The 25,493-nt window shown below is 60.4% G+C and carries 24 protein-coding genes; 12 read left to right on the top strand and 12 right to left on the bottom strand.

What is annotated here, in order from left to right:
• Nucleotides 1-6: 6 nt before the first annotated feature.
• From mrdA to AC07V0_RS15155, 9 genes are all read left to right on the top strand, one after another.
• Complete coding sequence (gene mrdA, locus AC07V0_RS15195) at nt 7-1,902, top strand: penicillin-binding protein 2 (RefSeq protein ID WP_086945939.1); 1,896 nt, start codon at nt 7-9, stop codon at nt 1,900-1,902.
• Between the two features lie 31 nt (nt 1,903-1,933).
• A complete protein-coding gene (rodA, locus tag AC07V0_RS15190) occupies nt 1,934-3,037 on the top strand; it encodes a rod shape-determining protein RodA (protein WP_019650887.1) in 1,104 nt (367 codons plus the stop codon).
• Nucleotides 3,038-3,054: 17 nt separating this feature from the next.
• On the top strand, nt 3,055-4,065 hold the full coding sequence (mltB, locus tag AC07V0_RS15185; RefSeq protein WP_086945938.1) for a lytic murein transglycosylase B: 1,011 nt from the start codon (nt 3,055-3,057) through the stop codon (nt 4,063-4,065).
• Entirely contained in the window at nt 4,065-5,075 is a 1,011-nt protein-coding gene (locus AC07V0_RS15180) for a septal ring lytic transglycosylase RlpA family protein (protein WP_064620605.1), read from the top strand. The genes mltB and AC07V0_RS15180 overlap by 1 nt, the downstream gene beginning before the upstream one ends.
• Before the next feature lie 183 nt (nt 5,076-5,258).
• Complete coding sequence (locus AC07V0_RS15175) at nt 5,259-6,416, top strand: D-alanyl-D-alanine carboxypeptidase family protein (RefSeq protein ID WP_018925757.1); 1,158 nt, start codon at nt 5,259-5,261, stop codon at nt 6,414-6,416.
• 83 nt (nt 6,417-6,499) lie between these two features.
• On the top strand, nt 6,500-6,775 hold the full coding sequence (locus AC07V0_RS15170) for a DUF493 domain-containing protein (RefSeq protein ID WP_003215438.1): 276 nt from the start codon (nt 6,500-6,502) through the stop codon (nt 6,773-6,775).
• Nucleotides 6,775-7,422, top strand: a complete 648-nt coding sequence (gene lipB, locus AC07V0_RS15165) for a lipoyl(octanoyl) transferase LipB (protein ID WP_007937425.1) — start codon at nt 6,775-6,777, stop codon at nt 7,420-7,422. The genes AC07V0_RS15170 and lipB overlap by 1 nt, the downstream gene beginning before the upstream one ends.
• 1 nt (nt 7,423) lies before the next feature.
• Nucleotides 7,424-8,446: a lipoyl synthase gene (gene lipA / locus AC07V0_RS15160; RefSeq protein ID WP_007946663.1), complete on the top strand. Its 1,023-nt coding sequence runs from the start codon at nt 7,424-7,426 to the stop codon at nt 8,444-8,446.
• 174 nt (nt 8,447-8,620) lie between these two features.
• The gene (locus tag AC07V0_RS15155; protein ID WP_018925758.1) at nt 8,621-9,568 is read left to right on the top strand and encodes a S66 peptidase family protein; all 948 of its coding nucleotides are present in this window, start codon (nt 8,621-8,623) and stop codon (nt 9,566-9,568) included.
• Nucleotides 9,569-9,662: 94 nt separating this feature from the next.
• Here AC07V0_RS15155 and AC07V0_RS15150 read toward each other — a convergent pair whose 3' ends face one another.
• The 5 genes from AC07V0_RS15150 to leuS form a co-directional block, all read right to left on the bottom strand.
• A complete protein-coding gene (locus AC07V0_RS15150) occupies nt 9,663-10,985 on the bottom strand; it encodes a lytic murein transglycosylase (protein WP_019650890.1) in 1,323 nt (440 codons plus the stop codon).
• Between the two features lie 62 nt (nt 10,986-11,047).
• Nucleotides 11,048-11,212 (bottom strand): alternative ribosome rescue factor ArfA, encoded by a 165-nt coding sequence (arfA, locus tag AC07V0_RS15145; RefSeq protein ID WP_003176285.1) that lies wholly within the window; start codon nt 11,210-11,212, stop codon nt 11,048-11,050.
• A 218-nt stretch (nt 11,213-11,430) separates the two neighbouring features.
• On the bottom strand, nt 11,431-12,468 hold the full coding sequence (gene holA, locus AC07V0_RS15140) for a DNA polymerase III subunit delta (protein WP_007937416.1): 1,038 nt from the start codon (nt 12,466-12,468) through the stop codon (nt 11,431-11,433).
• Between the two features lie 39 nt (nt 12,469-12,507).
• Entirely contained in the window at nt 12,508-13,113 is a 606-nt protein-coding gene (locus AC07V0_RS15135; protein ID WP_064620598.1) for an LPS-assembly lipoprotein LptE, read from the bottom strand.
• Between the two features lie 90 nt (nt 13,114-13,203).
• Nucleotides 13,204-15,810, bottom strand: a complete 2,607-nt coding sequence (gene leuS, locus AC07V0_RS15130; protein ID WP_019581340.1) for a leucine--tRNA ligase — start codon at nt 15,808-15,810, stop codon at nt 13,204-13,206.
• A 280-nt stretch (nt 15,811-16,090) separates the two neighbouring features.
• Here leuS and AC07V0_RS15125 point away from each other — a divergent pair, with 280 nt between their 5' ends.
• Both AC07V0_RS15125 and AC07V0_RS15120 read left to right on the top strand, forming a co-directional pair.
• Nucleotides 16,091-16,411, top strand: a complete 321-nt coding sequence (locus AC07V0_RS15125; protein ID WP_019650894.1) for a hypothetical protein — start codon at nt 16,091-16,093, stop codon at nt 16,409-16,411.
• A gap of 106 nt (nt 16,412-16,517) precedes the next feature.
• Nucleotides 16,518-17,297, top strand: a complete 780-nt coding sequence (locus AC07V0_RS15120) for a YdcF family protein (RefSeq protein WP_019581338.1) — start codon at nt 16,518-16,520, stop codon at nt 17,295-17,297.
• A gap of 38 nt (nt 17,298-17,335) precedes the next feature.
• Here the strand turns inward: AC07V0_RS15120 and lnt are convergent, their stop codons facing one another.
• The 5 genes from lnt to miaB all read right to left on the bottom strand — a co-directional run bounded on the left by lnt (nt 17,336) and on the right by miaB (nt 22,783).
• Nucleotides 17,336-18,859: an apolipoprotein N-acyltransferase gene (lnt, locus tag AC07V0_RS15115; protein WP_086945935.1), complete on the bottom strand. Its 1,524-nt coding sequence runs from the start codon at nt 18,857-18,859 to the stop codon at nt 17,336-17,338.
• 14 nt (nt 18,860-18,873) lie between these two features.
• On the bottom strand, nt 18,874-19,713 hold the full coding sequence (locus tag AC07V0_RS15110; protein ID WP_007909641.1) for a CorC family transporter: 840 nt from the start codon (nt 19,711-19,713) through the stop codon (nt 18,874-18,876).
• Nucleotides 19,714-19,718: 5 nt separating this feature from the next.
• Nucleotides 19,719-20,213, bottom strand: a complete 495-nt coding sequence (gene ybeY / locus AC07V0_RS15105) for an rRNA maturation RNase YbeY (RefSeq protein ID WP_018925765.1) — start codon at nt 20,211-20,213, stop codon at nt 19,719-19,721.
• Nucleotides 20,206-21,210: a PhoH family protein gene (locus tag AC07V0_RS15100; protein WP_019020889.1), complete on the bottom strand. Its 1,005-nt coding sequence runs from the start codon at nt 21,208-21,210 to the stop codon at nt 20,206-20,208. The genes ybeY and AC07V0_RS15100 overlap by 8 nt, the downstream gene beginning before the upstream one ends.
• Nucleotides 21,211-21,454: 244 nt before the next feature.
• Nucleotides 21,455-22,783 carry a tRNA (N6-isopentenyl adenosine(37)-C2)-methylthiotransferase MiaB gene (gene miaB / locus AC07V0_RS15095; RefSeq protein WP_018925767.1) on the bottom strand — a complete coding sequence of 443 codons (1,329 nt, stop codon included), beginning with the start codon at nt 22,781-22,783 and terminating at the stop codon, nt 21,455-21,457.
• Between the two features lie 134 nt (nt 22,784-22,917).
• Here miaB and AC07V0_RS15090 point away from each other — a divergent pair, with 134 nt between their 5' ends.
• Nucleotides 22,918-23,247, top strand: coding sequence for a DUF1820 family protein (locus AC07V0_RS15090; protein WP_003185742.1), 330 nt, complete (start codon nt 22,918-22,920; stop codon nt 23,245-23,247).
• Between the two features lie 183 nt (nt 23,248-23,430).
• Here AC07V0_RS15090 and AC07V0_RS15085 read toward each other — a convergent pair whose 3' ends face one another.
• Both AC07V0_RS15085 and hemL read right to left on the bottom strand, forming a co-directional pair.
• Complete coding sequence (locus AC07V0_RS15085) at nt 23,431-23,985, bottom strand: tetratricopeptide repeat protein (RefSeq protein WP_018925768.1); 555 nt, start codon at nt 23,983-23,985, stop codon at nt 23,431-23,433.
• Nucleotides 23,986-24,209: 224 nt separating this feature from the next.
• A complete protein-coding gene (hemL, locus tag AC07V0_RS15080; RefSeq protein WP_086945934.1) occupies nt 24,210-25,493 on the bottom strand; it encodes a glutamate-1-semialdehyde 2,1-aminomutase in 1,284 nt (427 codons plus the stop codon).

Raw genomic sequence — 25,493 nt, 5'->3', positions numbered from 1 at the left:
GCCCTCATGTCCCAGCCGATCCGCATCAAGGACCACGAAAAAGACGCCCGTCTGGTGCGTGGCCGCGTCGTGTTCGGGGCTATTGCGGTGGTGACGCTGATCGGCGTGCTGATCGCGCGGCTGTATTTCCTTCAGGTGATCCAGTACGAGTACCACTCGACCCTGTCGGAAAACAACCGCGTCCATGTGCAGCCGATTCCGCCGACTCGCGGGCTGATCTACGACCGCAATGGCGTGGTGGTGGCCGACAACCGGCCCAGCTTCAGCCTGAGCATGACCCGTGAACGCTCCGGCGATTGGCAGCAAGTGCTCGACGTGATCGTCGAAGTGCTGGAGCTGACGCCCGAGGACCGGGTGATCTTCGAGAAGCGTATGCGTCAGGGGCGTCGGCCGTTCGAGCCGGTGCCGATCCTGTTCGAGTTGACCGAAGAGCAGATCGCCCGCATCGCGGTGAACCAGTTCCGTCTACCCGGTGTGGAAGTGGTCGCGCAGCTGGTTCGTCACTATCCGCAGGGCGCGCACTTTGCGCACTCGGTGGGATATATGGGGCGGATCAACGAGAAAGAGCTCAAGTCTCTGGACCCGGTGAGTTACAGCGGCACCCATCAAATTGGCAAAACCGGCATCGAGCGCTTCTACGAGCCCGAATTGCACGGTCAGGTCGGTTACGAAGAAGTCGAGACCAACGCCCGTGGCCGTGTACTGCGGGTACTCAAACGTACCGAACCGATTTCCGGCAAGGACATCGTCCTGAGCCTGGACATCAAATTGCAGGAAGCTGCCGAAGCCGCGCTTGGCGGTCGCCGTGGCGCGGTGGTAGCGCTGGACCCGAAAACCGGTGAGGTGCTGGCGATGGTCAGCCAGCCGAGTTTCGATCCGAACCTGTTCGTCACCGGCATCAGTTTCAAGGCCTACTCCGAGCTGCGTGACTCCATCGACCGGCCACTGTTCAACCGCGTGCTGCGCGGTCTGTACCCGCCCGGTTCGACCATCAAGCCAGCGGTGGCGATTGCCGGCCTGGATGCGGGCGTGGTCACGGCGTCGACCCGGGTGTTCGACCCGGGTTACTACATGCTGCCCAACTACGATCACAAGTACCGCAACTGGAACCGTACCGGCGACGGCTTCGTCGATCTCGACACGGCGATCATGCGTTCCAACGACACCTACTTCTATGACCTGGCGCACAAGCTGGGGATTGATCGGTTGTCGTCCTACCTGAGCAAATTCGGCATTGGCCAGAAGGTCTCCCTGGATATGTTCGAAGAGTCGCCGGGGCTGATGCCGACACGGGAATGGAAGCGCGTGACCCGTCGTCAGGCCTGGTTCCCGGGCGAGACGCTGATTCTGGGGATCGGTCAGGGCTACATGCAGTCCACTCCGTTGCAACTGGCGCAGGCCACGGCACTGGTGGCCAACAAGGGTGTCTGGAATCGTCCGCACCTGGCCAAGACCATCGAGGGCGAGAAGCCGAAGGATGAACATCCGATGCCGGACATTATCCTGCGCGACCCGTCGGACTGGACCAAGGTCAATCACGGCATGCAGCAGGTAATGCACGGTGCCCGGGGTACGGCGCGCAAGGCATCGATCGGCGCGCAATACCGGATCGCCGGCAAAAGTGGTACGGCCCAGGTGGTTGCGATCAAGCAGGGCGAGAAGTACGACCGCTCCAAGGTGCAGGAGCGCCACCGCGACCACGCCTTGTTCGTCGGCTTCGCGCCGGCCGACAACCCGCAAATCGTGGTGTCGGTGATGGTCGAGAACGGCGAGTCCGGCTCCGGCGTCGCCGCGCCGGTGGTGCGTCAAGTGATGGACGCCTGGCTCCTCGACCAGGACGGACGACTGAAAGCCGAATACGCCAGCCCTATCAGTGCGGAGGCTACGGCCCGTGAAGAATAATTTCGATCGCATGCTCTCCAGCGAGGATGTGATGCGTCGCCGTGCGACGCTGTTGCAACGCCTGCACATCGACGGCCCGCTGCTGATCCTGCTGCTGACCCTCGCCGCCGGCAGCCTGTTCGTGCTGTATTCGGCCAGCGGCAAGAGCTGGGATCTGCTGGCCAAGCAAGCCACTTCCTTCGGCATCGGCCTGATATCGATGATCGTCATCGCCCAGTTCGAACCGCGCTTCATGGCCCGCTGGGTGCCGCTCGGCTATGTGGTCGGCGTGATCTTGCTGGTGGTGGTGGACGTCATGGGCCATAACGCCATGGGGGCCACCCGCTGGATCAATATCCCCGGGGTGATCCGCTTCCAGCCCTCGGAATTCATGAAGATCCTGATGCCGGCGACCATCGCCTGGTATTTGGCCAAGCGTTCCTTGCCACCCCAGCTCAAGCACGTGGGGATCAGTCTGGTGCTGATCGGTGTCCCGTTCATTCTGATCGTGCGTCAGCCCGACCTCGGCACTTCGTTGCTGATCCTCGCCGGTGGCGCATTCGTGCTGTTCATGGGTGGCCTGCGCTGGCGCTGGATCCTCAGCGTGATCGCCGCCGCCGTGCCGGTGGCCGTGGCGATGTGGTTCTTCATCATGCACGACTATCAAAAGCAGCGAATCCTGACCTTCCTCGACCCCGAGAGTGATCCGCTGGGCACGGGCTGGAACATCATTCAGTCGAAAGCGGCCATCGGTTCCGGTGGCGTGTTCGGCAAGGGCTGGTTGCTCGGTACCCAGTCGCACCTGGACTTCCTGCCAGAAAGCCACACCGACTTCATTATTGCGGTCCTGGGCGAAGAGTTCGGCCTGGTCGGTATCTGCGCGCTGTTGCTGATTTACCTGCTGTTGATCGGTCGCGGGCTGGTGATTACCGCCCAGGCCCAGACACTGTTTGGCAAATTGCTTGCGGGCAGCCTGACCATGACGTTTTTTGTTTACGTTTTCGTCAACATCGGTATGGTCAGTGGCCTGTTGCCGGTGGTGGGGGTGCCGTTGCCGTTCATTAGCTACGGAGGAACTTCGCTGGTGACGCTACTGTCAGCGTTTGGGGTTTTGATGTCGATCCATACCCATCGCAAGTGGATCGCGCAGGTTTGAATAAGGTGAAGATTTCAATGCAAGTAATGCGTGGCTGGGCGACTCGATACGCACCGTGGGTCGGCCTGGTGAGCATCCTTGGTTCCGTGCAGGAAGCATTGGCCGGCGATTACGAAGGCTCACCCCAGGTGGCCGAGTTCGTTGGTGAAATGACCCGTGACTACGGCTTTGCCGGTGAACAGCTGATGGGCGTGTTCCGCGAAGCCGAGCGCAAACAGTCGATTCTGGACGCGATCTCCAAACCCGCCGAACGCGTCAAGCAGTGGAAAGAATATCGCCCGATGTTCATCACCGACGCGCGCATCGCCCGTGGCGTGGACTTCTGGCGTCAGCACGAGGCGGTGCTGGCTCGCGCCGAGCAGGAATACGGTGTGCCGGCGCAGGTGATCGTCTCGATCATCGGCGTCGAAACCTTTTTTGGTCGCAATACTGGCAATTATCGGGTGATCGACGCCTTGTCGACCCTGGGTTTCGACTATCCTCCCCGTGCTGATTTCTTCCGCAAGGAGTTGCGTGAATTCCTGCTGCTGGCCCGTGAAGAGCAGGTCGACCCGTTGACCCTCAAAGGCTCCTATGCCGGAGCCATGGGCTTGCCGCAATTCATGCCGAGCAGCTTTCGCGCCTATGCGGTGGATTTCGACGGTGACGGCCACATTAATATCTGGAACAACCCCGATGATGCCATCGGCAGCGTCGCCAGTTATTTCAAGCAACACGGCTGGGTCGCCGGCGAACCTGTGGTCAGCCGTGCCGATGTGCGCGGCGATCAGGTGGACGAGGGGCTGACCGACGGCATCGAACCGACGAAAACCGTCGGGGAGTTGCGGGCGCTGGGCTGGTCGAGTCATGATGCGCTGCGCGATGATATGCCGGTCACGGCTTTCCGCCTGGAAGGTGACAATGGCCCTGAATACTGGATGGGCCTGACGAATTTTTACGCGATCACGCGTTATAACCGCAGCGTGATGTACGCCATGGCCGTACATCAACTGTCTGAACAGCTGGTCCAAGCACGGGGCGTCAAGTAATGCGGGCATTGCCTATGAATAAACCCCTGAAGCTCATGGCATTCGCCGCGTTGGCGGTGCTGGTCGCCAGTTGTTCGACCAGCCGCTCACCGACTCAGAAGTCTTCCACCGCCGTTCGTTCGGCCCCCGGCCTGGACATCAACCGGGCGCACAAGGATGGCGCACCCTGGTGGGACGTCGACGTATCGCGCATCCCGGATGCCACGCCGACCCTGCACAGCGGTCCTTATAAAGCCAACCCGTACACCGTGCTGGGCAAGACCTACTTCCCGCTGCAGGAATCCAAGACCTACGTCGCGTCGGGCACGGCGTCCTGGTATGGCACCAAGTTCCACGGCCAGAACACCGCCAACGGCGAGGTGTATGACCTGTATGGCATGAGCGCCGCCCACAAGACCTTGCCACTGCCAAGTTACGTTCGGGTGACCAACCTGGACAACAACAAGACGGTGATTCTGCGGGTCAATGACCGTGGGCCGTTCTATTCAGACCGGATCATCGACTTGTCCTACGCGGCCGCCAAGAAGCTTGGCTACGCTGAAATCGGCACGGCGCGGGTCAAGGTCGAAGGCATCGACCCGCAGGAATGGTGGGCGCAGAGAGGTCGTCCGGCGCCGTTGATGCTCAACGAGCCGCAAGTGGCGCAAAATGCCGCGCCGACCATGACCGCTTCCACTGGCACCGTCGAGCAATGGACGCCACCGCCGCAGCAACACGCCGCGGCCGTTGTGCCCGTGCAGATCGATGCAAAAAAAAACGCTTCTGTACCAGCCTCTGGCCAGTATCTGCAGGTGGGCGCGTTCGCCAACCCGGACGCTGCAGAGCTCCTGAGATCGAAGCTCAGCGGGATGGTGAGCGCTCCGGTGTTCATCAGCTCGATCGTGCGTAACCAGCAGACTCTGCATCGGGTGCGCATGGGGCCGATCGGCTCTGCGGGTGAAATCCAGCAGGTGCAGAACAGCGTGCGGCTGGCCAATCTCGGTTCACCGAGCCTGGTCAGCGCCGAGTAACACGTAGTACTTGATTGACGGTTCGCTTGCAGTTTTGGGGGGCGAACCGGGTTGTTGGCTCGTTGAAGAACAAAAGCCCGGCAAGGGTTACAGAGTGAGCAACTGAACACGTGACAGCTTTTTGAAAAGTTGTCTGATTAGTTTTGCCCTAGGGCAGTTTCCATTAGCGATTTCGAGAGACGGATGAACATCACCACCTTTGCCAAACGCCTGTGCCTGCTAGTCCCGCTGCTTCTCTCTCCCGCGGCTTTCGCGGTCGAGATGATGCCGTCGCCACCGCAATTGGCCGCCAAAGCCTACGTACTCATGGACGCCAGCAGCGGCAACGTGCTGGTAGAGAACAACGGTGACCAGCGTCTGCCGCCGGCCAGCCTGACCAAGCTGATGACCGCGTATATCGCGACCCTGGAAATCCGTCGTGGCCAGATCGGCGAAAACGATCCGGTGACCGTCAGCGAGAACGCCTGGCGTACCGGTGGTTCGCGGATGTTCATCAAGGTCGGCTCGCAAGTTACCGTCAGCGACCTGCTGCACGGCATCATCATTCAATCGGGCAACGACGCCAGTGTTGCGCTCTCCGAGCACATCGCCGGCAGCGAAGACGCATTCGCCGACCTGATGAACAAAACCGTTGCTGATCTGGGCATGACCAACACCCACTTCATGAACCCGACCGGTCTGCCGAACCCGGAGCACTACTCGTCGGCTCACGACATGGCCGTGCTGGCTCGCGCGATCATCCACGAAGACCCGGCTCACTACGCGATCTACTCGCAGAAAGAGTTCTTCTGGAACGGTATCAAGCAGCCTAACCGCAACCTGCTGCTGTGGCGCGACAAGACTGTCGACGGTCTGAAAACCGGTCACACCGACGAAGCCGGCTACTGCATGGTGTCTTCGGCCGTACGTGATGGCATGCGTCTGATCGCCGTGGTGTTCGGCACCAACAGCGAAGTGGCTCGTGCTGCCGAAACCCAGAAGTTGCTGACTTACGGTTTCCGCTTCTTCGAAACCCAGACCTTCTATCAGAAAGGCGCCGAGCTGGCTCAGGCACCTGTCTGGAAAGGCACCACCAATCAAGTCAAGGCCGGCCTGGCTGAAGACCTGACCATGACCTTGCCAAAAGGCCAGCTGAAGAAGCTTGCTGCCAGCATGACCATGAACCCGCAACTGGTTGCACCCATCGCCAAGGGCGACGTGATCGGTAAAGTCGAAGTGAAACTGGACGACAAAGTGGTGCACAGCGCCGACCTGATCGCTCTGGACGCAGTCGACGAGGGTGGTATCTTCCGCCGCATGTGGGATAGCATCCGTCTATTCTTCTACGGCTTGTTCAACTGATAGTGTGCACCTGCATGGCCCCACGCTGATCCGGCGTGGGGCCTTGCTGTCGCCACGGCTTACGCTTACGAGGCCGTTACGCCATGACCGATACCGAAGTAAAGGCGCCTAAGATCGAATTCCCCAACGTTGATTACCCGGTTAAGGTGATCAGCGATACGGGTGTGGGCAACAAAGACAAGATCATCGAGATCGTCAAGAAACACGCGACGATCAACCATGACCGCGTTGATGAGCGCCAAAGCACCAACGGCAAGTACACCACGATTCAGTTGCACATCGTCGCCACCGACCAGGACCAGCTGTACAACATCAACAGCGAACTGCGGGCTACCGGCTTCGTGCACATGGTGCTGTGATGCCTGGCACGCTGGGCTTTCGCGAACTTGGCCAGATGGCTTACGAGCCGGTCTGGCATGCCATGCAACGCTTCACCAACGAACGCGGCAGCGATGCCGCCGACGAGATCTGGCTGGTCGAGCACCCGCCGGTGTTCACCCAGGGCCAGGCCGGCAAGGCTGAACACCTGTTGCTGCCAGGCGATATTCCGGTGGTGCAGGTCGACCGCGGTGGGCAGGTGACCTACCACGGTCCGGGCCAGTTGGTGGCCTACCTGTTGCTGGATGTGCGCAAGCTGGGGTTCGGCGTGCGTGACCTGGTCAGCCGCATGGAGCAGTGCCTGATCGAGTTGCTGGCCAGTTACGGCGTGACCGCATCCGCCAAGCCGGATGCACCGGGTGTCTATGTCGATGGCGCGAAAATCGCGTCCTTGGGTCTGCGGATCCGCCACGGTTGTTCCTTTCATGGCCTGGCCCTGAACGTGGATATGAACCTGGAACCGTTTCGACGGATTAATCCCTGCGGCTATGCCGGGCTGGCGATGACCCAGCTGCGCGATCACGCAGGACCGATTGAATTTGCCGAGGTAAGTGCCCGGCTGCGCGCGCAGCTCGTCAAACACCTCGACTATGCTGAGCAGACGACCCTAACGGGCGGAATCGATTGATATGACTACTGATGCAGTGCAAACCATGATCCCGACGCTCGATGTCACCGAGCGTCCGGCCCCGCGTGCCAAGGTTGAAGCCGGCGTCAAGCTGCGCGGCGCCGAGAAGGTTGCACGCATCCCGGTGAAGATCATCCCGACCACCGAACTGCCGAAGAAACCTGACTGGATTCGCGTGCGCATCCCGGTTTCCCCGGAAGTCGACCGCATCAAGGCCTTGCTGCGCAAACACAAGCTGCACAGCGTTTGCGAAGAAGCATCCTGCCCGAACCTGGGCGAGTGCTTCTCCGGCGGCACCGCGACCTTCATGATCATGGGCGATATCTGCACCCGTCGTTGCCCGTTCTGCGACGTTGGCCATGGTCGTCCGAAGCCACTGGACGTGAACGAGCCGGAAAGCCTGGCCATTGCCATCGCCGACCTGAAACTGAAATACGTGGTCATCACCTCGGTAGACCGTGACGACCTGCGTGACGGTGGTGCCCAGCACTTTGCCGACTGCATCCGCGAAATCCGCAAACTGTCGCCGAACGTACAGCTCGAAACCCTGGTCCCGGACTACCGTGGCCGCATGGACGTCGCACTGGAAATCACCGCCGCCGAGCCGCCAGATGTGTTCAACCACAACCTGGAAACCGTGCCGCGCCTGTACAAGGCTGCGCGTCCGGGGTCGGATTACCAGTGGTCGCTGACCCTGCTGCAACGCTTCAAGCAGATGATGCCGCACATTCCGACCAAGTCCGGCCTGATGCTGGGTCTGGGCGAAACCGACGAAGAAGTCATCGAAGTCATGAAACGCATGCGCGAACACGACATCGACATGCTGACCCTGGGCCAGTACCTGCAACCGTCCCGCAGCCACTTGCCGGTCCAGCGCTTCGTGCACCCGGACACCTTCGCCTGGTTTGCCGAGGAAGGCTACAAGATGGGCTTCAAGAACGTCGCTTCCGGCCCGCTGGTACGCTCCTCGTACCACGCCGACGAGCAGGCGAAGCTGGTCAAGGCCGAATTGATGTCGTCCTGATTCCGCGCTGAGAAAAGAGCACGCCCGCAAGGTTAGTCCTTGCGGGCGTTTTCATTGGTGGTGCCCACATCCTCTGCAGGCTTTTCCTGCAAGCCGTGGTGCGACTGACCCTCTTTTGTTTATTCCCGTTCCTGACTACTGTGTGCTGAAGCATTCACACAGGGAGAATCATGGATGACTGCTCGACCGACCCACACCCTTTGTCCTCACGTCCCTGTTCCGGCCTTGCCGCCTGCAGGGCTGATCGGCGTCATTGCGCCTGCCGGCCCCGCTGCCCTGGACACCGATAAAGCGATTGCCTGGATGCGCGCTCGCGGCTATTCGCTGCGAGTGTTCCCCGGCGTTTACGAGAAAGACGGCTACCTGGCCGGCAGCGACGATGTGCGGCTCAATGACTTGCACGCGGCATTTACCGACAGCGAGGTCGACGCCATCATCTGTTTGCGTGGCGGTTACGGTACGCCGCGTTTGCTCGATCGGATCGATTTCGAGTTACTGCGCAACAATGCCAAACCGTTCATCGGCTATAGCGATATCACTGCACTGCATCTGGCAATCAGCCGTTATGCGGGTTTCGTGACGTTTCACGGCCCGATGCTCAATGCTGACCTGCTGGGTGACAAGCAGAAACCCACCGAGTCCTCGTTTTTCAACATGTTGCGCGGGCAAGTGACGGCGGACAGCGTGCTGGCGCACCCTGTGGCCTACCCGTTGACGACCGTCTCGCCAGGCATTGCTCACGGGCGTTTGCTGGGGGGCAATCTGTCGATGATCGCCGCGACCATGGGCACGCCTTACGAGATCGACGCCGAGGGCGCCATCCTGTTCATCGAAGACATCAACGAGCCGCTTTATCGCATTGATCGGCTGCTGACCCACTTGCGTCTGGCCGGCACGCTGCACAAGTTGCGCGGGGTTCTGGTGGGGGATGTGGCGGGCGTGGACACCATCGCGCTGGAGGGCTTGCTCAAGCAGACCTTCGCGTCGTTGCGCATACCCGTGCTGGCGGGGTGGCGCAGCGGGCATTGCGATCCGAACCTGACGTTGCCGATGGGGGCACTGGTCAGGCTGGATGCGGGGAGCAAGACGTTGGTGTTGGAGCAGGATGTGGTGATCAAGTAACAACACATCGCAAAAAAAGATCGCAGCCTTCGGCAGTTCCTGCAGGTGTACACAAAACCCTGTAGGAGCTGTCGAAGGCTGCGATCTTTTGCTTTTAGCGGTTACGCAAACCTTCGAGCAACTTGTGCGTAGGGTACCCATCCGCCGGCCAGCCAAACGACTGCTGCGCGCTGCGGATTGCTTTACGGGTATTGGCGCCGATGATGCCGTCGGGGGTGCCGGCGTCATAGTTCCGGGCGCTCAGCAGGGTTTGCAGCTCGATTCGCTCGGTACGGCTCAGCGGCAAGTCATCTTTTGGCCATAGACCGTTGATCAGGCCACCACCATTGAAACGCTCAGACAACAGGCTCACGCCCAAGGCGTAGGACGACGAGTTGTTGTACTTGAGGATTGCGCGGAAGTTATCGAAGATCAGGAATGCCGGGCCGCGATAGCCTGCCGGCAGGAGCAGGGCGGCCGACAGGTGTTCGGAACCGGCCGGAACCTGGACACCATTGGGCAGGGTGACCCCCAGTTGCTGCCACTCGGCGACGCTTTTGCGAATCGCGCCATCGGCCAGGACGTAATTGAAGCTGCTCGGCAGTTGGACTTCGAAGCCCCACGGCTGGCCTTTCTGCCAGCCAGAGCTTTGCAGGTAGTGCGCGGTCGAGGCCAGTGCATCAGCGGCGCTGTTCCAGATGTCACGGCGGCCATCGCCGTCGAAGTCTACGGCGTGGGTGTTGTAGGTGGTCGGGATGAACTGGGTCTGGCCCATGGCGCCCGCCCAGGAGCCGAGCATTTTCTCGGGTTCAATATCACCCTGTTGCAGGATCTGCAGGGCAGCGATCAGCTGCGCATGAGCAAAGCCAGGGCGTCGACCTTCATAGGCCAGGGTTGCCAGGGAGTTGATCACAGACTTGTTGCCCTGGAACTGACCGAAGTTACTCTCCATGCCCCACACCGCGACCAATGCCTGACGGTCGACGCCATAGCGCTGTTCGATGCTTTGCAGGATATCGGCGTACTGGCTGACCAGTGCCTGACCTTTGCGTACCCGCAGCGGCGACAGCGCGCCATCGAGGTATTCCCACACCGGACGAGTAAATTCCGGTTGGCTGCGGTCGGCACGGATCACGCTGGCGTCCAAGCTGACATTGGCAAAGGCACGGTCGAACAGGTCGGCGCGAATGCCGGCGGCGAGGGCGTCTTTGCGAAAGCCCGCCTGCCATTCGGCAAAGGTCTGGGTGGGCTGGATGTCGAGATCCTCACCAGTCGGAACCACCGGCGGAACGACCGCAGGGGCCGTGGCAACGGCTTGGGTTTGAAGCGGCTGGGCGTCGGCGGCGGTGGGTTTTTCCGCGCAGGCGACAAGCAGAACGAGGCTGGAGGCAGCTATCAATTGGCGAAGGTGCCAACGACGGGAAAGACAAAGGGGCATGCACAGGTCCAGAGGATACGAATCAGGTGCAGACCTTAACATGTTGAGCGATGGCTTGCCTTTCAGGCTGCCAGAAAGTAAGAAGCCTCCCAGCTATTAGACTGGAAGGCTTCGCGGCGGTAGCTGCCTTTGCCCTTGCCGGCTCGTTCCTGACGGCTGCGGAACAGTGGCTGGGCGATGATGGATTTGGCCTTGTTGGGGCCATGCTTGGATGGCTTTTTACTCATGATGATCTCTCGCAAGTGAGTGGATTTTGCGGGACAAATCATCGGCCGAAGTTGGGGTTCTGTCTAGTCCCTGGGATATGTAGGAAATGATGGCTTGTGGCGAGGGAGCTTGCTCTCGTTCGGCTGCGGAGCAGTCGTAAAACCGTTTCGGGGTCGCTTCGCAACCCAGCGGGAGCAAGCTCCCTCGCCACAGAGGTTGGTGCAGGCTGGAAAACAGGTTATTCGGCAGGCAACGACAATCTCTGCCCAGCCATCAACAACGTCAACCGGCTCAAACTCATCCAGGGTGAACCCGCCGCCTGGCCTTTGATCTGCGCGTCGATGCGCTGTGCTTCAAGCAGCAATTGCGCCCAGCGTTGTGCCGAGTAGCGTTGCAGTGCCTTGCTCATCAGTGGTTTGCGCTTGTCCCAGACCGGCGGTCGGGCCTGGCTGAAGGCTTTGTCCAGCGGCACGCCCTGGCTGTATTGCAGCGACAGGTTGGCCAGCAGGCGCAGTTCACGGGCCAGCGCCCAGAGAATCACCGGCGGTTCGACGCCTTCGCCGCGCAGCCCTTCGAGCATGCGCAGGGCATGAGCAGCTTCGCCGTTGAGGATCGCGTCGGTCAAGCCGAAGACGTCGAAGCGCGCGCTGTCGGCCACCGCCGCTTGCACGGTTTCGACGGTGATCTGACCACCTTCGGCCATCAGCTTGAGCTTTTCGATTTCCTGGGCGGCAGCCAGCAAGTTGCCTTCGACCCGAGCGGCGATCAGTTCGACGGCGTCCTGGCTGGCGGAAAGCCCGGCCTGGGACAGTCGTTGACGAATCCAGCTCGGCAACTGGTTGGTGTCCACGGGCCAGATTTGCACGAACTGGGTCTGCGGACCTTCGACCAGCGCCTTGCCCCACTTGGTTTTCTGCGCACTGCCATCAAGCTTGGGCAGGCTGATCAGCAGTAGCGTGTCTTCTGCCGGGCGCGAGCAGTACTCGATGAGCGCGGCGGCGCCTTTGTCACCAGGTTTGCCGGAGGGCAGGCGCAGTTCCAGAAGACGTTTTTCGGCGAACAGCGACATGCTTGCACCAGCCTGCAGCAGCGTACCCCAGTCGAAACTGGCGTCGGCGGCGAAGACCTGGCGTTCATCGAAACCTTGTTGGCGAGCAGCGGCGCGAATGGCGTCGGCGGCTTCCTGGCACAGCAGTGGGTCATCGCCACTGATGATGTAGACCGGCGCAAGAGCGCCTTGCAGGTGTTTACCGAGTTGGGCGGGGGCGAGTTTCATAAGAGGAGGCGAACGGGGCGCCTGAGCGCCCCGTAAGTCTTATTGCTGCGGCAGTTCGACAGGCGACTGACGCGGAGTCTCCGCTTCAGCTTTCTGCGCTGCTTCCAGCGCGGCGGCTTCAGCCTTGGCCCGGGCGTCGGCGGTCTGTTGCAGCTGCTCCAACTGAGTCGGAGTGAGCTGTTGCAGACGCAGCATCATGCGTTGAACCAGTTCACGACGAGTCTCGCGGCGGGCATCGTTGGCTTCCTGGTCGGAACCTACCAGGTTGTTGCCATCGTGGATGAACACCTTCTGCACTTCAAGCTTGTCGCTCAGCAGTGGCAGGCCACCTTGACCACGGATGTCGTAATTGAGCACGGTGTTCACCTGGTACTCGCCAGTACGGCCGGCACCGGCATAGCTGAGGATGCGCTGGCTTTCCTGCTCATCGGTCAGCACCAGTTTGTAAGGTGCGCCGCTGTAGACCCGGACGCCGCTGCTTTCCAGTACCTGACGCAATTGTGTCACGGTTTCGCCGTAGGCATTGCGGGCACTCAGGTCGAGTTCCTTGATCGCCAGTTCGGTGGTTTCGGTGCCACGCAGGTGGAAACCGCAGGCGCTCAGCAGGACTGCAAGGCCCATCACCAGCAAATTGCGTTTGATCATCTTGTTGCTCCCCTTGAAACCATGTGGGCCGGTCAAGCGGCCCGAAAGGTTTTACTCGGCGCCAGGCTCACCTGGCGCCCGATCCAATTTTTAGCTGGCGACGATATTGACCAGTTTCCCGGGCACTACGATCACTTTGCGAATAGTCAGGCCATCGACGAAGCGCAGGACGTTTTCGTTGGCCCGTGCGGCGGCTTCGACTTCTTCGCGGCTGGCGCTGGCTGGCATTTCGATGTGGCCGCGCAGCTTGCCATTCACTTGAATGACCAGTTGCAGGCTGTCCTGTACCAGCGCGCTTTCGTCCAGCACCGGCCAACCGGCGTCGATCACCGGGTCGGCGTGGCCCAGGCGATGCCACAGCTCGTGGCTGATGTGCGGGGTGATCGGGGCCAGCAGCAGAGTCACGGTTTCCAGGCCTTCGTGAATCAGCGCGCGATCCTGTTCGGTGCCTTGCGGGGCTTTTTCCAGCACGTTCATCAGCGTCATCACCTGGGCGATGGCGGTGTTGAATTTGTGATTCTGGCCGACGTCGTGGCTGGCCTGCTTGATGGCCTGGTGGATCGAACGGCGAATGGCTTTCTGCTCGTCATTCAGGCTGGCGACGTCCAGTTTGCCCGGCAGGCCCTGAGTGACGTGCGCTTGAGCCAGGCGCCAGACGCGCTTGAGGAAGCGGTGCGAACCTTCTACTCCGGAGTCGGACCATTCCGCGCTCATGTCAGGTGGCGAGGCGAACATCATGAACAGGCGGCAGGTGTCTGCACCGAACTGGTCAATCATCGACTGTGGATCGACGCCGTTGTTCTTCGACTTGGCCATCTTCTCGGTGCCGCCGATTTCCACCGGCAGGCCATCTGCGATCAGCTTGGCGCTAATAACCTTGGCCTTGCTGTCGCGTTCGAGTTCGACGTCCGCCGGGTTGAACCAGGTGTAGGCACCGTTGGCTTCGCGACGGTAGTAAGTCTCGGCGATCACCATGCCCTGGGTCAGCAGGTTCTTGAATGGCTCGTTGGAGCTCACCAGGCCTTCATCGCGCATCAGCTTGTGGAAGAAGCGCGCGTAGAGCAGGTGAAGAATCGCGTGTTCGATACCGCCGATGTACTGATCCACCGGCAACCAGTGGTCGGCCGCCGATTTTTCTACCAGGCCACCTTCAAAGTGCGGCGAGGCGTAACGGGCGTAGTACCACGAGGACTCGACGAAGGTGTCCATGGTGTCGGTTTCACGCTTGGCCGGTGCACCGCATTTCGGGCAAGCGCACTCGTAGAACTCGGGCATGCGTGCCAGCGGCGAACCAGCGCCGTCCGGTACCACGTCTTCCGGCAGCACCACGGGCAGTTGATCTTCCGGGACCGGTACATCACCGCAAGTATCGCAGTGGATGATCGGGATCGGGCAGCCCCAGTAGCGTTGACGGCTGATGCCCCAGTCGCGCAGGCGGAACTGGGTGCGCGAGGCGCCGAGGTTTTTCTTGATCAGTGCGACTTCGATAGCGTCGAAAGCGCCTGCGAAGTCGAGGCCATCGAACTCGCCGGAATTGATCAGCGTGCCGTACTCGCCGTAAGCGTCCTGCCACGGGGCAGGATTAGTGTCACCGGCACTTGTGCGCACCACCGATTTGATCGGCAGGTTGTACTTGTGGGCGAACTCGAAATCACGCTCGTCGTGCGCCGGAACTGCCATGACCGCGCCATCGCCGTAGTGCATCAGCACGTAGTTGGCGACCCATACCGGGAGTTTCTCACCGGTCAGCGGGTGCTCGACGAACAGCGAGGTCGGCAGGCCTTTTTTCTCTTGAGTGGCGACGTCGGCTTCAGCAACGCTGCCGCCCTTGCATTCAGCGATGAACGCTTGCAGTTCAGGGTTGTTCTGCGCCGCCAGGGCAGCCAGAGGGTGTTCGGCGGCCACGGCAACGTAGGTCGCGCCCATCAGGGTATCCGGACGGGTGGTGAAGACTTTCAACGCGCCGGCTTCACCGATGGAAGCGACGTCGTACGGGAACTGCACTTCCATGCCGCGGGATTTGCCGATCCAGTTGCGCTGCATGGTCTTGACCTGTTCAGGCCAGCCAGTCAGTTCGTCGAGGCTCTCCAGCAGCTCATCCGCGTAAGCGGTGATCTTGAAGTAGTACATCGGGATTTCGCGCTTTTCAATCAGCGCGCCGGAACGCCAGCCGCGACCGTCGATCACTTGCTCGTTGGCCAGAACAGTCTGGTCGACCGGGTCCCAGTTCACAGTGCCGCTTTTTTTGTAAATCACGCCTTTTTCGAACAGGCGAGTGAACAGCCATTGTTCCCAGCGGTAGTAATCGGGCTTGCAGGTGGTCACTTCGCGCGACCAGTCCACCGCCAGGCCCAGGCTGCGCAGCTGGCTTTTCATGTAGGCGATGTTTTCGTAGGTCCACTTGGCGGGCGCTACGTTGTTCTTCATCGCGGCGTTTTCCGCCGGCATGCCGAACGCGTCCCAACCCATGGGTTGCAGGACGTTCTTGCCTTGCATGCGCTGGTAGCGGGAGATCACGTCGCCGATGGTGTAGTTGCGCACGTGCCCCATGTGTAGCTTGCCGCTGGGGTAAGGGAACATCGACAGGCAGTAGAAAGTCTCCTTGCCTGGCTGTTCACTGACTTCAAAGGACTTTTGCTCGTCCCAGAACGACTGGGCGGCGGCTTCGATTTCACGGGGCTGATATTGTTCGTGCATGGCTACTTTTGAACTGAATAGGGGTGGCCTAATCCTCTTCAATGCAACGCTGGACGGTGATGACGCCCAATCGGCGTTTCGCTGCCCAGCCGAGCTGGAAGTGGAGTTACAGGAAGCGCCGTAGCATACATGACGGCACTCTACCGAGGGAAACCCTGATTACACGCAAGGGCGCGGTCAATTCCCGCCCCAAGGGCCGTTGGTCGCGGCGCTCAGCCGGTTTTTTCAGCGAAGCTAAGCTCTAAAAGGGGAGTGAGTCTTATCTTCAATGAGGTGATGGATGGTTGATTCACAGCAAAAAGCTACAAAACCGGAGTTGTACGAAAGACTGATCGACCGTCTCGCAATGGCCCTGGACGCGGCCAAAACCGCTGGACGGCTTCGCGACGAGCGTCCCCTGGAGCTGGAACTGCGTGGTTTGACCCCCGCAGAGTTTGAACTGGTCAAGGCCTATCTGGACCGTAGTGAACGTGAAACGCACGGATGCTTGTCAGCAGCAATGAAGCAACTCGAGGCACCACGTACGGCCAAGATCCTCTGGCTCAAGGATAAGACACCCGGCGGAGGCGCGGTAAAGGTCCGGTCTCTGCAGTTCAAGTAAGGACACTTGAAACCATCGCATATGGTTTTTTGAAATAAAGTCCTTCCGCATTTGTTGTCGCATTGCGTTAACCCACTTAGGCTTCGGGCATCTATGGAGATGCCCGATGCCTTTTCGTTATTTCATTAAACAACTTCTATTGCCGCCCGGCGTTCTTTTGCTGTTACTGGTACTCGCCTGGTGGTGGCGCCGCTCAAGGCCGAGGCTGGCGGGAGCGTGCTTCGTTATGGGGGTGGGTGGCTTCTGGTTGATGAGCCTGCCAGTCATGGTGGAGTGGACTGCCAGGGTTCTGGAGCGCGAGCCGCCGCTCGTGCGCGAGGAATGGGCCACCCTGGGCCAGCGCGCCGACGCGATCGTGGTGCTGGGTTCCGGGCGTGAGCGTGGCGACCTGGCCTGGGGCGTCGACCAGCCCACCGGCGTAGGTCTTGGGCGCGAGCGCTATGCCGCGCGTCTGGCCAAGGCTTCCGGCTTGCCGATTCTGGCCAGCGGCGGCCTGCATTACGGGACACCGCCGACTGAAGCGCAGCTGATGGCAGATTCGTTGCTCGATGATTTTGGCGTGACGGTACGCTGGCAGGAAGGGCGCAGCCGCACAACCTGGGAAAACGCGCAGTTCAGCGCCCAGGTATTGTTGCCGCAGGGGATCAAACGGGTGGTGGTCGTGACTCAGGCGTGGCATATGCCGCGGGCGGTGTGGAGCTTTGAGCAGGCCGGATTTGAGGTGGTGCCGGCGCCGGTGGGGTTTTTAGGCGTGGACAATGCGCGGCCACTGGGTGGCTGGATGCCGGAATTCAAATCGATCTGGCAATCGGGGCAGTTGATGAATGAGCTCGTGGGGCAGGTCGGGTATTGGATGTTCTATCGAGGCGAGCCTGTTGAGGAGTGATCATTCCCACGCCAGTGCATGGGAATGATCCTGCCGGGTTAAACGGTCTTCGCCATCCGGTTGGCCATCAACGCCCAGCCAAACAACAGCAAGCAAATGATGATCAACGGCCACGAACGCCATTGCAGATACGGCGTCAGGTTATGCATTGGCACTACTTCGCCGTATAGAATACCGCGTTCGAACTGCGGGATCCGGGCAGTGATCTGACCAAACGGGTTGATCAGGCCGGTCACGCCGTTGTTGGTGGCGCGGATCATCCAGCGGCCGGCCTCAAGGGCGCGCATCTGCGCCATCTGCAAGTGTTGCAATGGGCCGATCGAGGTGCCGAACCAGGTGTCGTTGCTGATGGTCAGCAGCAAATCGCTGTGGGCGGCGAGGCCGGCGGCGAATTCCGGGTAGACCACTTCGTAGCAGATGTACGGCGCAATCTGGTAGCCCTTGGCCTGTAGCAGCGGTTGATCGGCCGGTCCACGGGCAAAGTCGGACATCGGCAGGTCGAAGAACGCGATCAGGCCGCGCAAGACTTCCTGCAACGGAACGTATTCGCCGAATGGCACTAGTTTCTGCTTCAGGTAAGTGCCATCGCCTTCACCGACAACGGTAATGCCGTTGAAGTAGCGCTTTTCGTGATGGACTTCCTGTCGAATCGGCACGCCGGTAATCAGCGCGGACTTACGCTCTGCAGCGAAGCTGCCCATCATGTCCAGATAGCCCTCGACGGACTCCTTGAGTACCGGGACCGCCGTTTCCGGCCAGATCAGCAGGTCGACGGGTTTGGAGCTGAAACTCATGTCGCGGTACAGCGCCAACTGCGCGTTGATCTGCGACGGGTCCCATTTCATGCTTTGTTCGATGTTTCCCTGAATTGCCGCGACGCTCAGCGGCGCACCCGAAGGGCTGGTCCAGGCGTGTTCCTTGAGCGCCAGGCCGATCACCCACGGGCCGGCCAGCAGCAACACGCCAGCGGCAATAAAGCCCTTGCGAGCGGTGCGAATCAGGCGCGGTGCGTTATAGACCAGTGCGGCGGTCAGGGCCAGCGCGAAGGAAATCAGCCACATCCCGCCGACCGGCGCGAGCCCGGCCAATGGGCCGTCGAGCTGGCTGTAACCGGAATACAGCCACGGGAAACCGGTGAGGAACCAGCCGCGAAAGGCTTCCTGACCCACCCACAGCGCCGCAAACGCCAGGGCATCGGCCAGCGGCGCTTCGTTACGGCGCAGCCAGCGCGCCCAAATCCAGGCGGGCAAGGCGAAGAACCAGGCAATCGCTGCGGTGAAGAGCAGCATCAAGAACCCGGCCAGCAGTACAGATGCGCCGCCGAAGTTGTGAATGCTGTAGTAGATCCAGCTGGTTCCGCCGGCAAACAGGCCGAAACCGAAACACCAGCCACGGCCCAGGGCCTGACGGGGGCTCAGTTCGCGCAAACCGGCGTAAAAGAAACCGACCGCCAGCAATGCCAGCGGCCAGATATCGAATGGCGCCAAGGCCAGGGTGGTGAGTGCACCGGCCGCCACGGCCAGCAGGTTACCGGGCCAGCCGGGGCGGGTCATCCAGCGCATTTCAATCCTTAGAGTTACCGAGCTATAGGTGTCAGACGCAGCAAATGAATCCGACGGCTGTCGGCGTTCAGGATGCGGAAGCGATAGGCGCCGATTTCGGTGATTTCGTTGCGTTTTGGCAAGTGCCCGAACGCGCTCATCACCAGTCCGCCGACGGTGTCGAATTCGTCGTCGGAGAATTCGCTGTCAAAGAACTCGTTGAAGTTCTCGATCGGCGTCAGGGCCTTGATCAGGAAGTCACCGCTGGGCAGCGGCTTGATGTAGCTGTCTTCTTCGACGTCATGCTCGTCTTCGATGTCGCCGACGATCTGTTCGAGCACGTCTTCGATGGTCACTAGACCGGCCACGCCGCCGTATTCGTCAATGACGATGGCCATGTGGTTATGGTTGGCGCGGAATTCGCGCAGCAGCACATTCAGGCGCTTGGACTCGGGCACGAAGGTGGCCGGGCGCAGCAGGTCCTTGATGTTGAAGCTGTCGCCGTTCTCCTTGAGGATCAACGGCAGCAAGTCCTTGGCCAGCAACACGCCCATCACGTCATCATGGCTTTCGCCGATCACCGGGTAGCGGGAGTGGGCCGAGTCGACCACGGCGGGCAGGAACTCGCGAGGTGTCTGGGTCGCCTTGATGCTGATCATCTGCGAGCGCGGGACCATGATGTCCCGTACTTGCAGGTCTGCAACCTGGATGGCGCCTTCGACGATGGCCAGCGCTTCGCTGTCCAGCAACTTGTTTTGGTGTGCATCGCGCAGCAGCTCCAGCAGCTCCTGGCGGTTTTTCGGCTCGTGGGCAAAAGCCTGGGTGAGCTTACCCAGCCAAGACTTCTGCCCGTTGCTCGATCGATCTTCGCTCATAGCGATTACTCTGAATCCTTTGTTGTAACGATAGGGGATGTGTCTGTTTCGTCGTCCGCATAAGGGTCCGGATGACCCAGTTCTGCAAGCAACGTTCGTTCCAGTGCTTCCATTTCTTCGGCTTCGTCGTCATCTATATGGTCGTAACCAAGCAGATGCAAGCAGCCGTGAATGACCAGATGCGCCCAATGGGCGTTGAGTGCCTTGCCTTGTTCGGCGGCTTCGCGCTCGACCACGGCCACGCAGATCACCAGATCGCCCAATAACGGGATATCCAGCAACTCGTCCGGCACATCGGCAGGAAATGACAGCACGTTGGTGGCGTAATCCTTCTGCCGCCAGGTGTGATTCAGTTCGCGGCCTTCTTCTTCGTCGACCAGACGAATGGTCAGCTCGGAGTCGGCGGTGCGCTGGCGCAGGGCCAGTTCACACCATTTCCGGAACTCGGCTTCACTCGGGGCAGGTGCGTCGCTGGCCAGTTGCAGATCAAGCTCAAGCATCGTGCGGGGTGTCCTTTGGCGCGGCATCGGCAGCGCGATTTTCGAAGCGCTCGTACGCCTCGACGATGCGTTGTACCAGCGGATGGCGCACCACGTCCTTGGGCTGGAAGTGGGTGAAGCTGATGCCCGGAACGTCCTTGAGCACTTCGATCACATGATGCAGCCCGGACTTGGTGCCGCGTGGCAGGTCGACCTGGGTGATGTCACCGGTGATGACCGCCGTGGAGCCAAAGCCGATCCGGGTCAGGAACATCTTCATCTGTTCGACGGTGGTGTTCTGGCTTTCGTCGAGGATGATGAAGCTGTTGTTCAGCGTGCGGCCGCGCATGTAGGCCAGTGGCGCGACTTCAATGACCTGGCGCTCGATTAGCTTGGCGACATATTCGAAGCCGAGCATTTCGTAGAGCGCGTCGTAGAGCGGGCGCAGGTACGGGTCGATTTTTTGCGACAGGTCGCCGGGCAGGAAACCGAGTTTTTCACCCGCTTCAACCGCCGGACGCACCAACAGGATGCGACGAATCTGCTCGCGTTCCAGTGCGTCTACCGCGCAGGCAACAGCCAGATAGGTCTTGCCGGTACCGGCCGGGCCGATGCCGAAATTGATGTCGTTACCGAGGATTTCTTTCACGTAGCGCAGTTGATTCAAGCCGCGAGGGCGAATCATGCCTTTTTTGGTGCGCAAGGCGACGGACGGTTCGGCGGGGGAGTGGTTGTCCAGTTCCTCGACGGCCGATTCCTGCAGGAACAGGTGAACCATGTCCGGCGACAGCTCGGTACCCTTGGTTTCCCGGTACAAGCGACGCAGGAGGTTTTCCGCGGAGGTGGTGTGCTTGGGCTCGCCGATCAGTTCGAACTGGTTTCCGCGGTTGCGGATCTCGATGGTCAGGCGCTGTTCGATCAAGCGCAGATGCTCATCGAATTGCCCGCACAAATTGGCGAAGCGGCGAGCTTCAAAAGGCTCGAGGATGAAACGATGTGGTTCTATGGGTGCGTTCAAGGTCGTATTTAGCCGCCCTGGGGCAATATTGATGAAATAAAGGATAACGCCAGTCGCCTGGGTGCGAAAGCTCTTAAAGCAGTCTCACTGGATAACTGTGGCGAGGGAGCTTGCTCCCGCTGGAGTGCGAAGCGCTCCCAAATCATCCAGCCTCAATCTTTCAGGATCGAGGTGTCTTGTTTGCGGCTGCTTCGCAACCGAGCGGGAGCAAGCTCCCTCGCCACAAAGGCTCTATGGCCTGCTGTTATTGGATCAGCGAACCCCGCAGCGAGTGTGGTTGCGCGGCGTCGATGTGCACGTCGGCGAACTGGCCGATCAGGGTCGGATTGTCGCAGCGGAAGTTGACGATACGGTTATTCTCGGTGCGCCCCTGCAGTTCGCCAGGGTCTTTTTTCGAATAATCGGTAACCAGAATCCGCTGAATGGAGCCCACCATTTGTCGGCTGATCTCGAACCCTTGCTGGTTCAGGCGATGTTGCAGGGCATTCAGGCGTTCTTTTTTCAGTTCTTCCGGCGTTTCGTCGGCCAGGTCGGCGGCCGGGGTGCCCGGGCGTTGGCTGTAGACGAACGAGTAGGAGAAGTCGAAACCGACGTCTTCGATCAGCTTCATGGTCTGTTCGAAGTCTTTTTCGGTCTCGCCCGGGAAGCCGACGATAAAGTCCGAACTGATGCAGATCCCCGGCACGGCGGCCCGCAGTTTGCGCAGTTTGGACTTGTACTCCAGCGCGGTGTGGTTGCGCTTCATCGCCGCGAGGATTCGGTCGGAGCCCGATTGCACCGGCAAGTGCAGGTGTTTTACCAGTTCCGGTACGTCGGCGTGGGCCTGGATCAGGCTGTCGGAGAACTCCAGCGGGTGCGAAGTGGTGTAGCGAATCCGGTCGATGCCATCGACGGCGGCGACCACCCGGATCAATTCCGCCAGGTCGGCCAGGCGACCGTCGTGAGTGGTCCCGCGATAGCCGTTGACGTTTTGCCCCAACAGAGTCACTTCGCGCACGCCGTTTTCGGCCAGGTGGATGATCTCGGCAATCACATCGTCGAACGGCCGGCTGACTTCTTCACCGCGGGTATAAGGCACCACGCAGAAGGTGCAGTACTTGCTGCAGCCTTCCATGACCGACACGTAAGCGCTCGGCCCATCGATGCGCGGTTCGGGCAAGTGGTCGAATTTTTCGATTTCCGGGAACGAGACGTCGACTTGCGGCAGTTTGGTAGCGCGCGCGGCGTCGATCATTTCCGGCAGGCGGTGCAGGGTCTGCGGGCCGAACACCACGTCGACATACGGAGCGCGATCACGGATGGCCGCGCCTTCCTGGCTGGCCACGCAACCGCCGACGGCGATGACCATTTCCGGATTGGCCAGTTTCAGTTCGCGCCAGCGGCCGAGCTGGGAATACACCCGGTCCTGGGCGCGTTCACGGATCGAGCAGGTATTGAGCAGGATCACGTCGGCGTCTTCAGCGCGGGCGGTGACTTCCAGGGCCTGATGTTCACCCAACAGATCGACCATGCGCGAGCTGTCGTACTCGTTCATCTGGCAACCGTGGGTTTCGATGTAAAGCTTCTTGGCCATGGAAAGATTCATCACGTGATTCAAAGAACCGCGCATTATAGGGAACATGTCCCAAGGTTCCTACCGCTGCGCGTCCGGTGGCTATGCTATAGTTCGCGCCCTCATTTTTATCCCCGATGTGTTACCCGCCCACCATGACCAAACGTGAAGCTCCAATCTACAAGGTGATTTTCCTCAATCAGGGCCAGGTGTTCGAAATGTACGCCAAGCAGATCTATCAAAGTGATCTGTGGGGCTTCCTGGAAGTGGAAGAGTTCGTCTTTGGCGAGCGCACGCAAGTGGTCGTCGATCCGAGCGAAGAAAAGCTCAAGGCTCAGTTCGAAGGCGTTGTGCGCAGTTTTGTGCCGATGCATTCGATCGTGCGCATCGACGAGGTCGAACGCCTTGGCACGCCGAAAATCAGCGAAGCCCGCGGCGCGGTCGGTAATGTCATGCCGTTTCCGATGCCGATGCCTGAGAAGTAAGCAGCAGGTTTTTCTAAGGTGAGAATGGCTTTTTGTGGCGAGGGAGCTTGCTCCCGCCAGGGCGCGAAGCGGCCCCGAGATCTGCAATCACGATAAGTCTGGCACACCGCGTTCTTGGGTTTTACGACTGCTGCGCAGCCGAGCGGGGAGCAAGCTCCCTCGCCACAGGGGGGCGTGTTCAATTCAGGGAAGTGGCGAAAACGGCGTACGCCCGTCGGCGCTCTGCAATTCCATCAGGTATTTACGGAAAATTTGCCCCAGCACCTGGGTAGCAACTTCCAGGTCTTCGCGGGGCATTTTTTCGGCGACTTCGTCGGCGGTGTCCAGCGCGTCTTCGGCGCCGTTGACCGCAGCCATTTTCAGCACGATATACGCCTGAATGTTATTGGCCGGTACACCTTCGCCATGGAAGAACATGGTGCCGAGTTTGAATTGCGCCTGGGCATGACCTTGCAGCGAGGCCTTTTCGAAGTAGCTCAGGGCTTTATTGAGGTCGCGCGGCACGTTCTTGCCTTCGTAGTAGAACTCACCCAACTCGTATTGCGCTTGCGCATCCCCTTCATCCGACGCTTTCTGGCAGGCGGCGAGCGCTTGCGTCAGGTCTTGCGGCTGAGTATTGAGGGTGCAGCGACCCATCGCCGGGATCAACAACGAGTTGCCGCCTGCTTGTGCGAGCGCGAGCAGGGGCTGAAGGAGCAACAGGCAGCCCAATGCAAGGGTGCGGCCGGTGCGGTTCATGGGAATCGACTTACCTCTGAGGGGCGCGCGGACCCGTCGAGGGATCCAATAAGCGCGCATTATGAAATAAGCAGGGCCAACCTTACAAAGTCTTTACTCGTTTTTCTGCTGCGCGGGGACTATATCACCCACTTTGCGGGGGATTATTGGCAGCTGAGCAGGAAAAAGGGAGCGGATGTAGGTGAAAGCTGACGCTGGCAATCGCCAACGTCAGCGTCGCAGATTTACTTCAGTGCGGCGAAGGCACGTTCGGCGGCGTCCAGCGTCAGTTTCAACTCGGTTTCGCCGTGGGCGATCGAGGTGAAGCCGGCTTCGAAGGCGCTCGGCGCCAGGTACACGCCGCCTTCGAGCATCAGGTGGAAGAAGCGCCCGAACAGGTTCGCATCGCTGGCCATCACGTCATCGAAGGTGACGATGTCGTCGGCGCCGCTGAAGTACAGACCGAACATGCCGCCGGCCTGAGTGGTCACGAACGGAATGCCAGCGGCATCGGCGCGCTGTTGCAGGCCATCGAGCAGGCGGCTGGTGTAGTCGCTCAGCTCGGCGTGGAAGCCCGGACGACTGATCAGACGCAGCGTGGTCAGGCCAGCCGCCATCGCCAGCGGGTTACCCGATAACGTACCGGCCTGGTAGACCGGGCCCAGTGGCGCGATGTGTTCCATGATTTTGCGTTTGCCGCCGAAGCAGCCCACGGGCATGCCGCCACCGATGATCTTGCCGAAGGTGCTCAGGTCCGGTGTTACGCCGTAAAAGGCTTGGGCACCGCCGAGGGCGACACGGAAACCGGTCATCACTTCGTCGAAAATCAGCACCACGCCGTGCTTGTCGCACAGGGTCCGCAGGCCTTCGAGGAAACCCGGTGCCGGCGGTACGCAGTTCATGTTGCCGGCCACCGGTTCGACGATGATGCACGCCACGTCCTGGCCGACTTCGGCGAGCATGGCTTCTACTGCGTCGATGTCGTTGAACGGCAGGGTCAGGGTGTGTTTGGCGAACGCCGCCGGTACACCGGCCGAGCTCGGTACGCCTTGGGTCAGGGCGCCGGAACCGGCCTTGACCAGCAGGCTGTCAGAGTGACCGTGGTAGCAGCCTTCGAATTTGATGATGCTGTCGCGACCGGTGAAACCACGGGCCAGACGGATCGCACTCATGGTCGCTTCGGTGCCGGAGCTGACCATGCGCACCATTTCCATCGATGGCACGATCGAGCAGACCAGATCGGCCATCTCGGTTTCCATCGCGGTCGGGGCGCCGTAGGACAGTCCGTGCTCAAGCTGTTTGCGCACCGCGTCCAGCACGTCCGGGTGGCTATGGCCGAGAATCATCGGGCCCCAGGAACCGACGTAATCCACATAGCGCTTGTCGTCTTCGTCGGTGACGTAGGCGCCTTCGGCGTGTTTGAAGAACAACGGCGTGCCGCCAACGCTCTTGAACGCACGAACAGGCGAGTTCACGCCTCCGGGGATGTGTTTCTGGGCATTGGCAAACAGGGTTTCGGAACGAGACAT

It is taken from the genome of Pseudomonas sp. GW821-FHT01E10, from assembly GCF_059422365.1.
The sequence above is the reverse complement of the archived record's forward strand: the minus strand, read 5'-3'. Positions and strand labels throughout refer to the sequence as shown.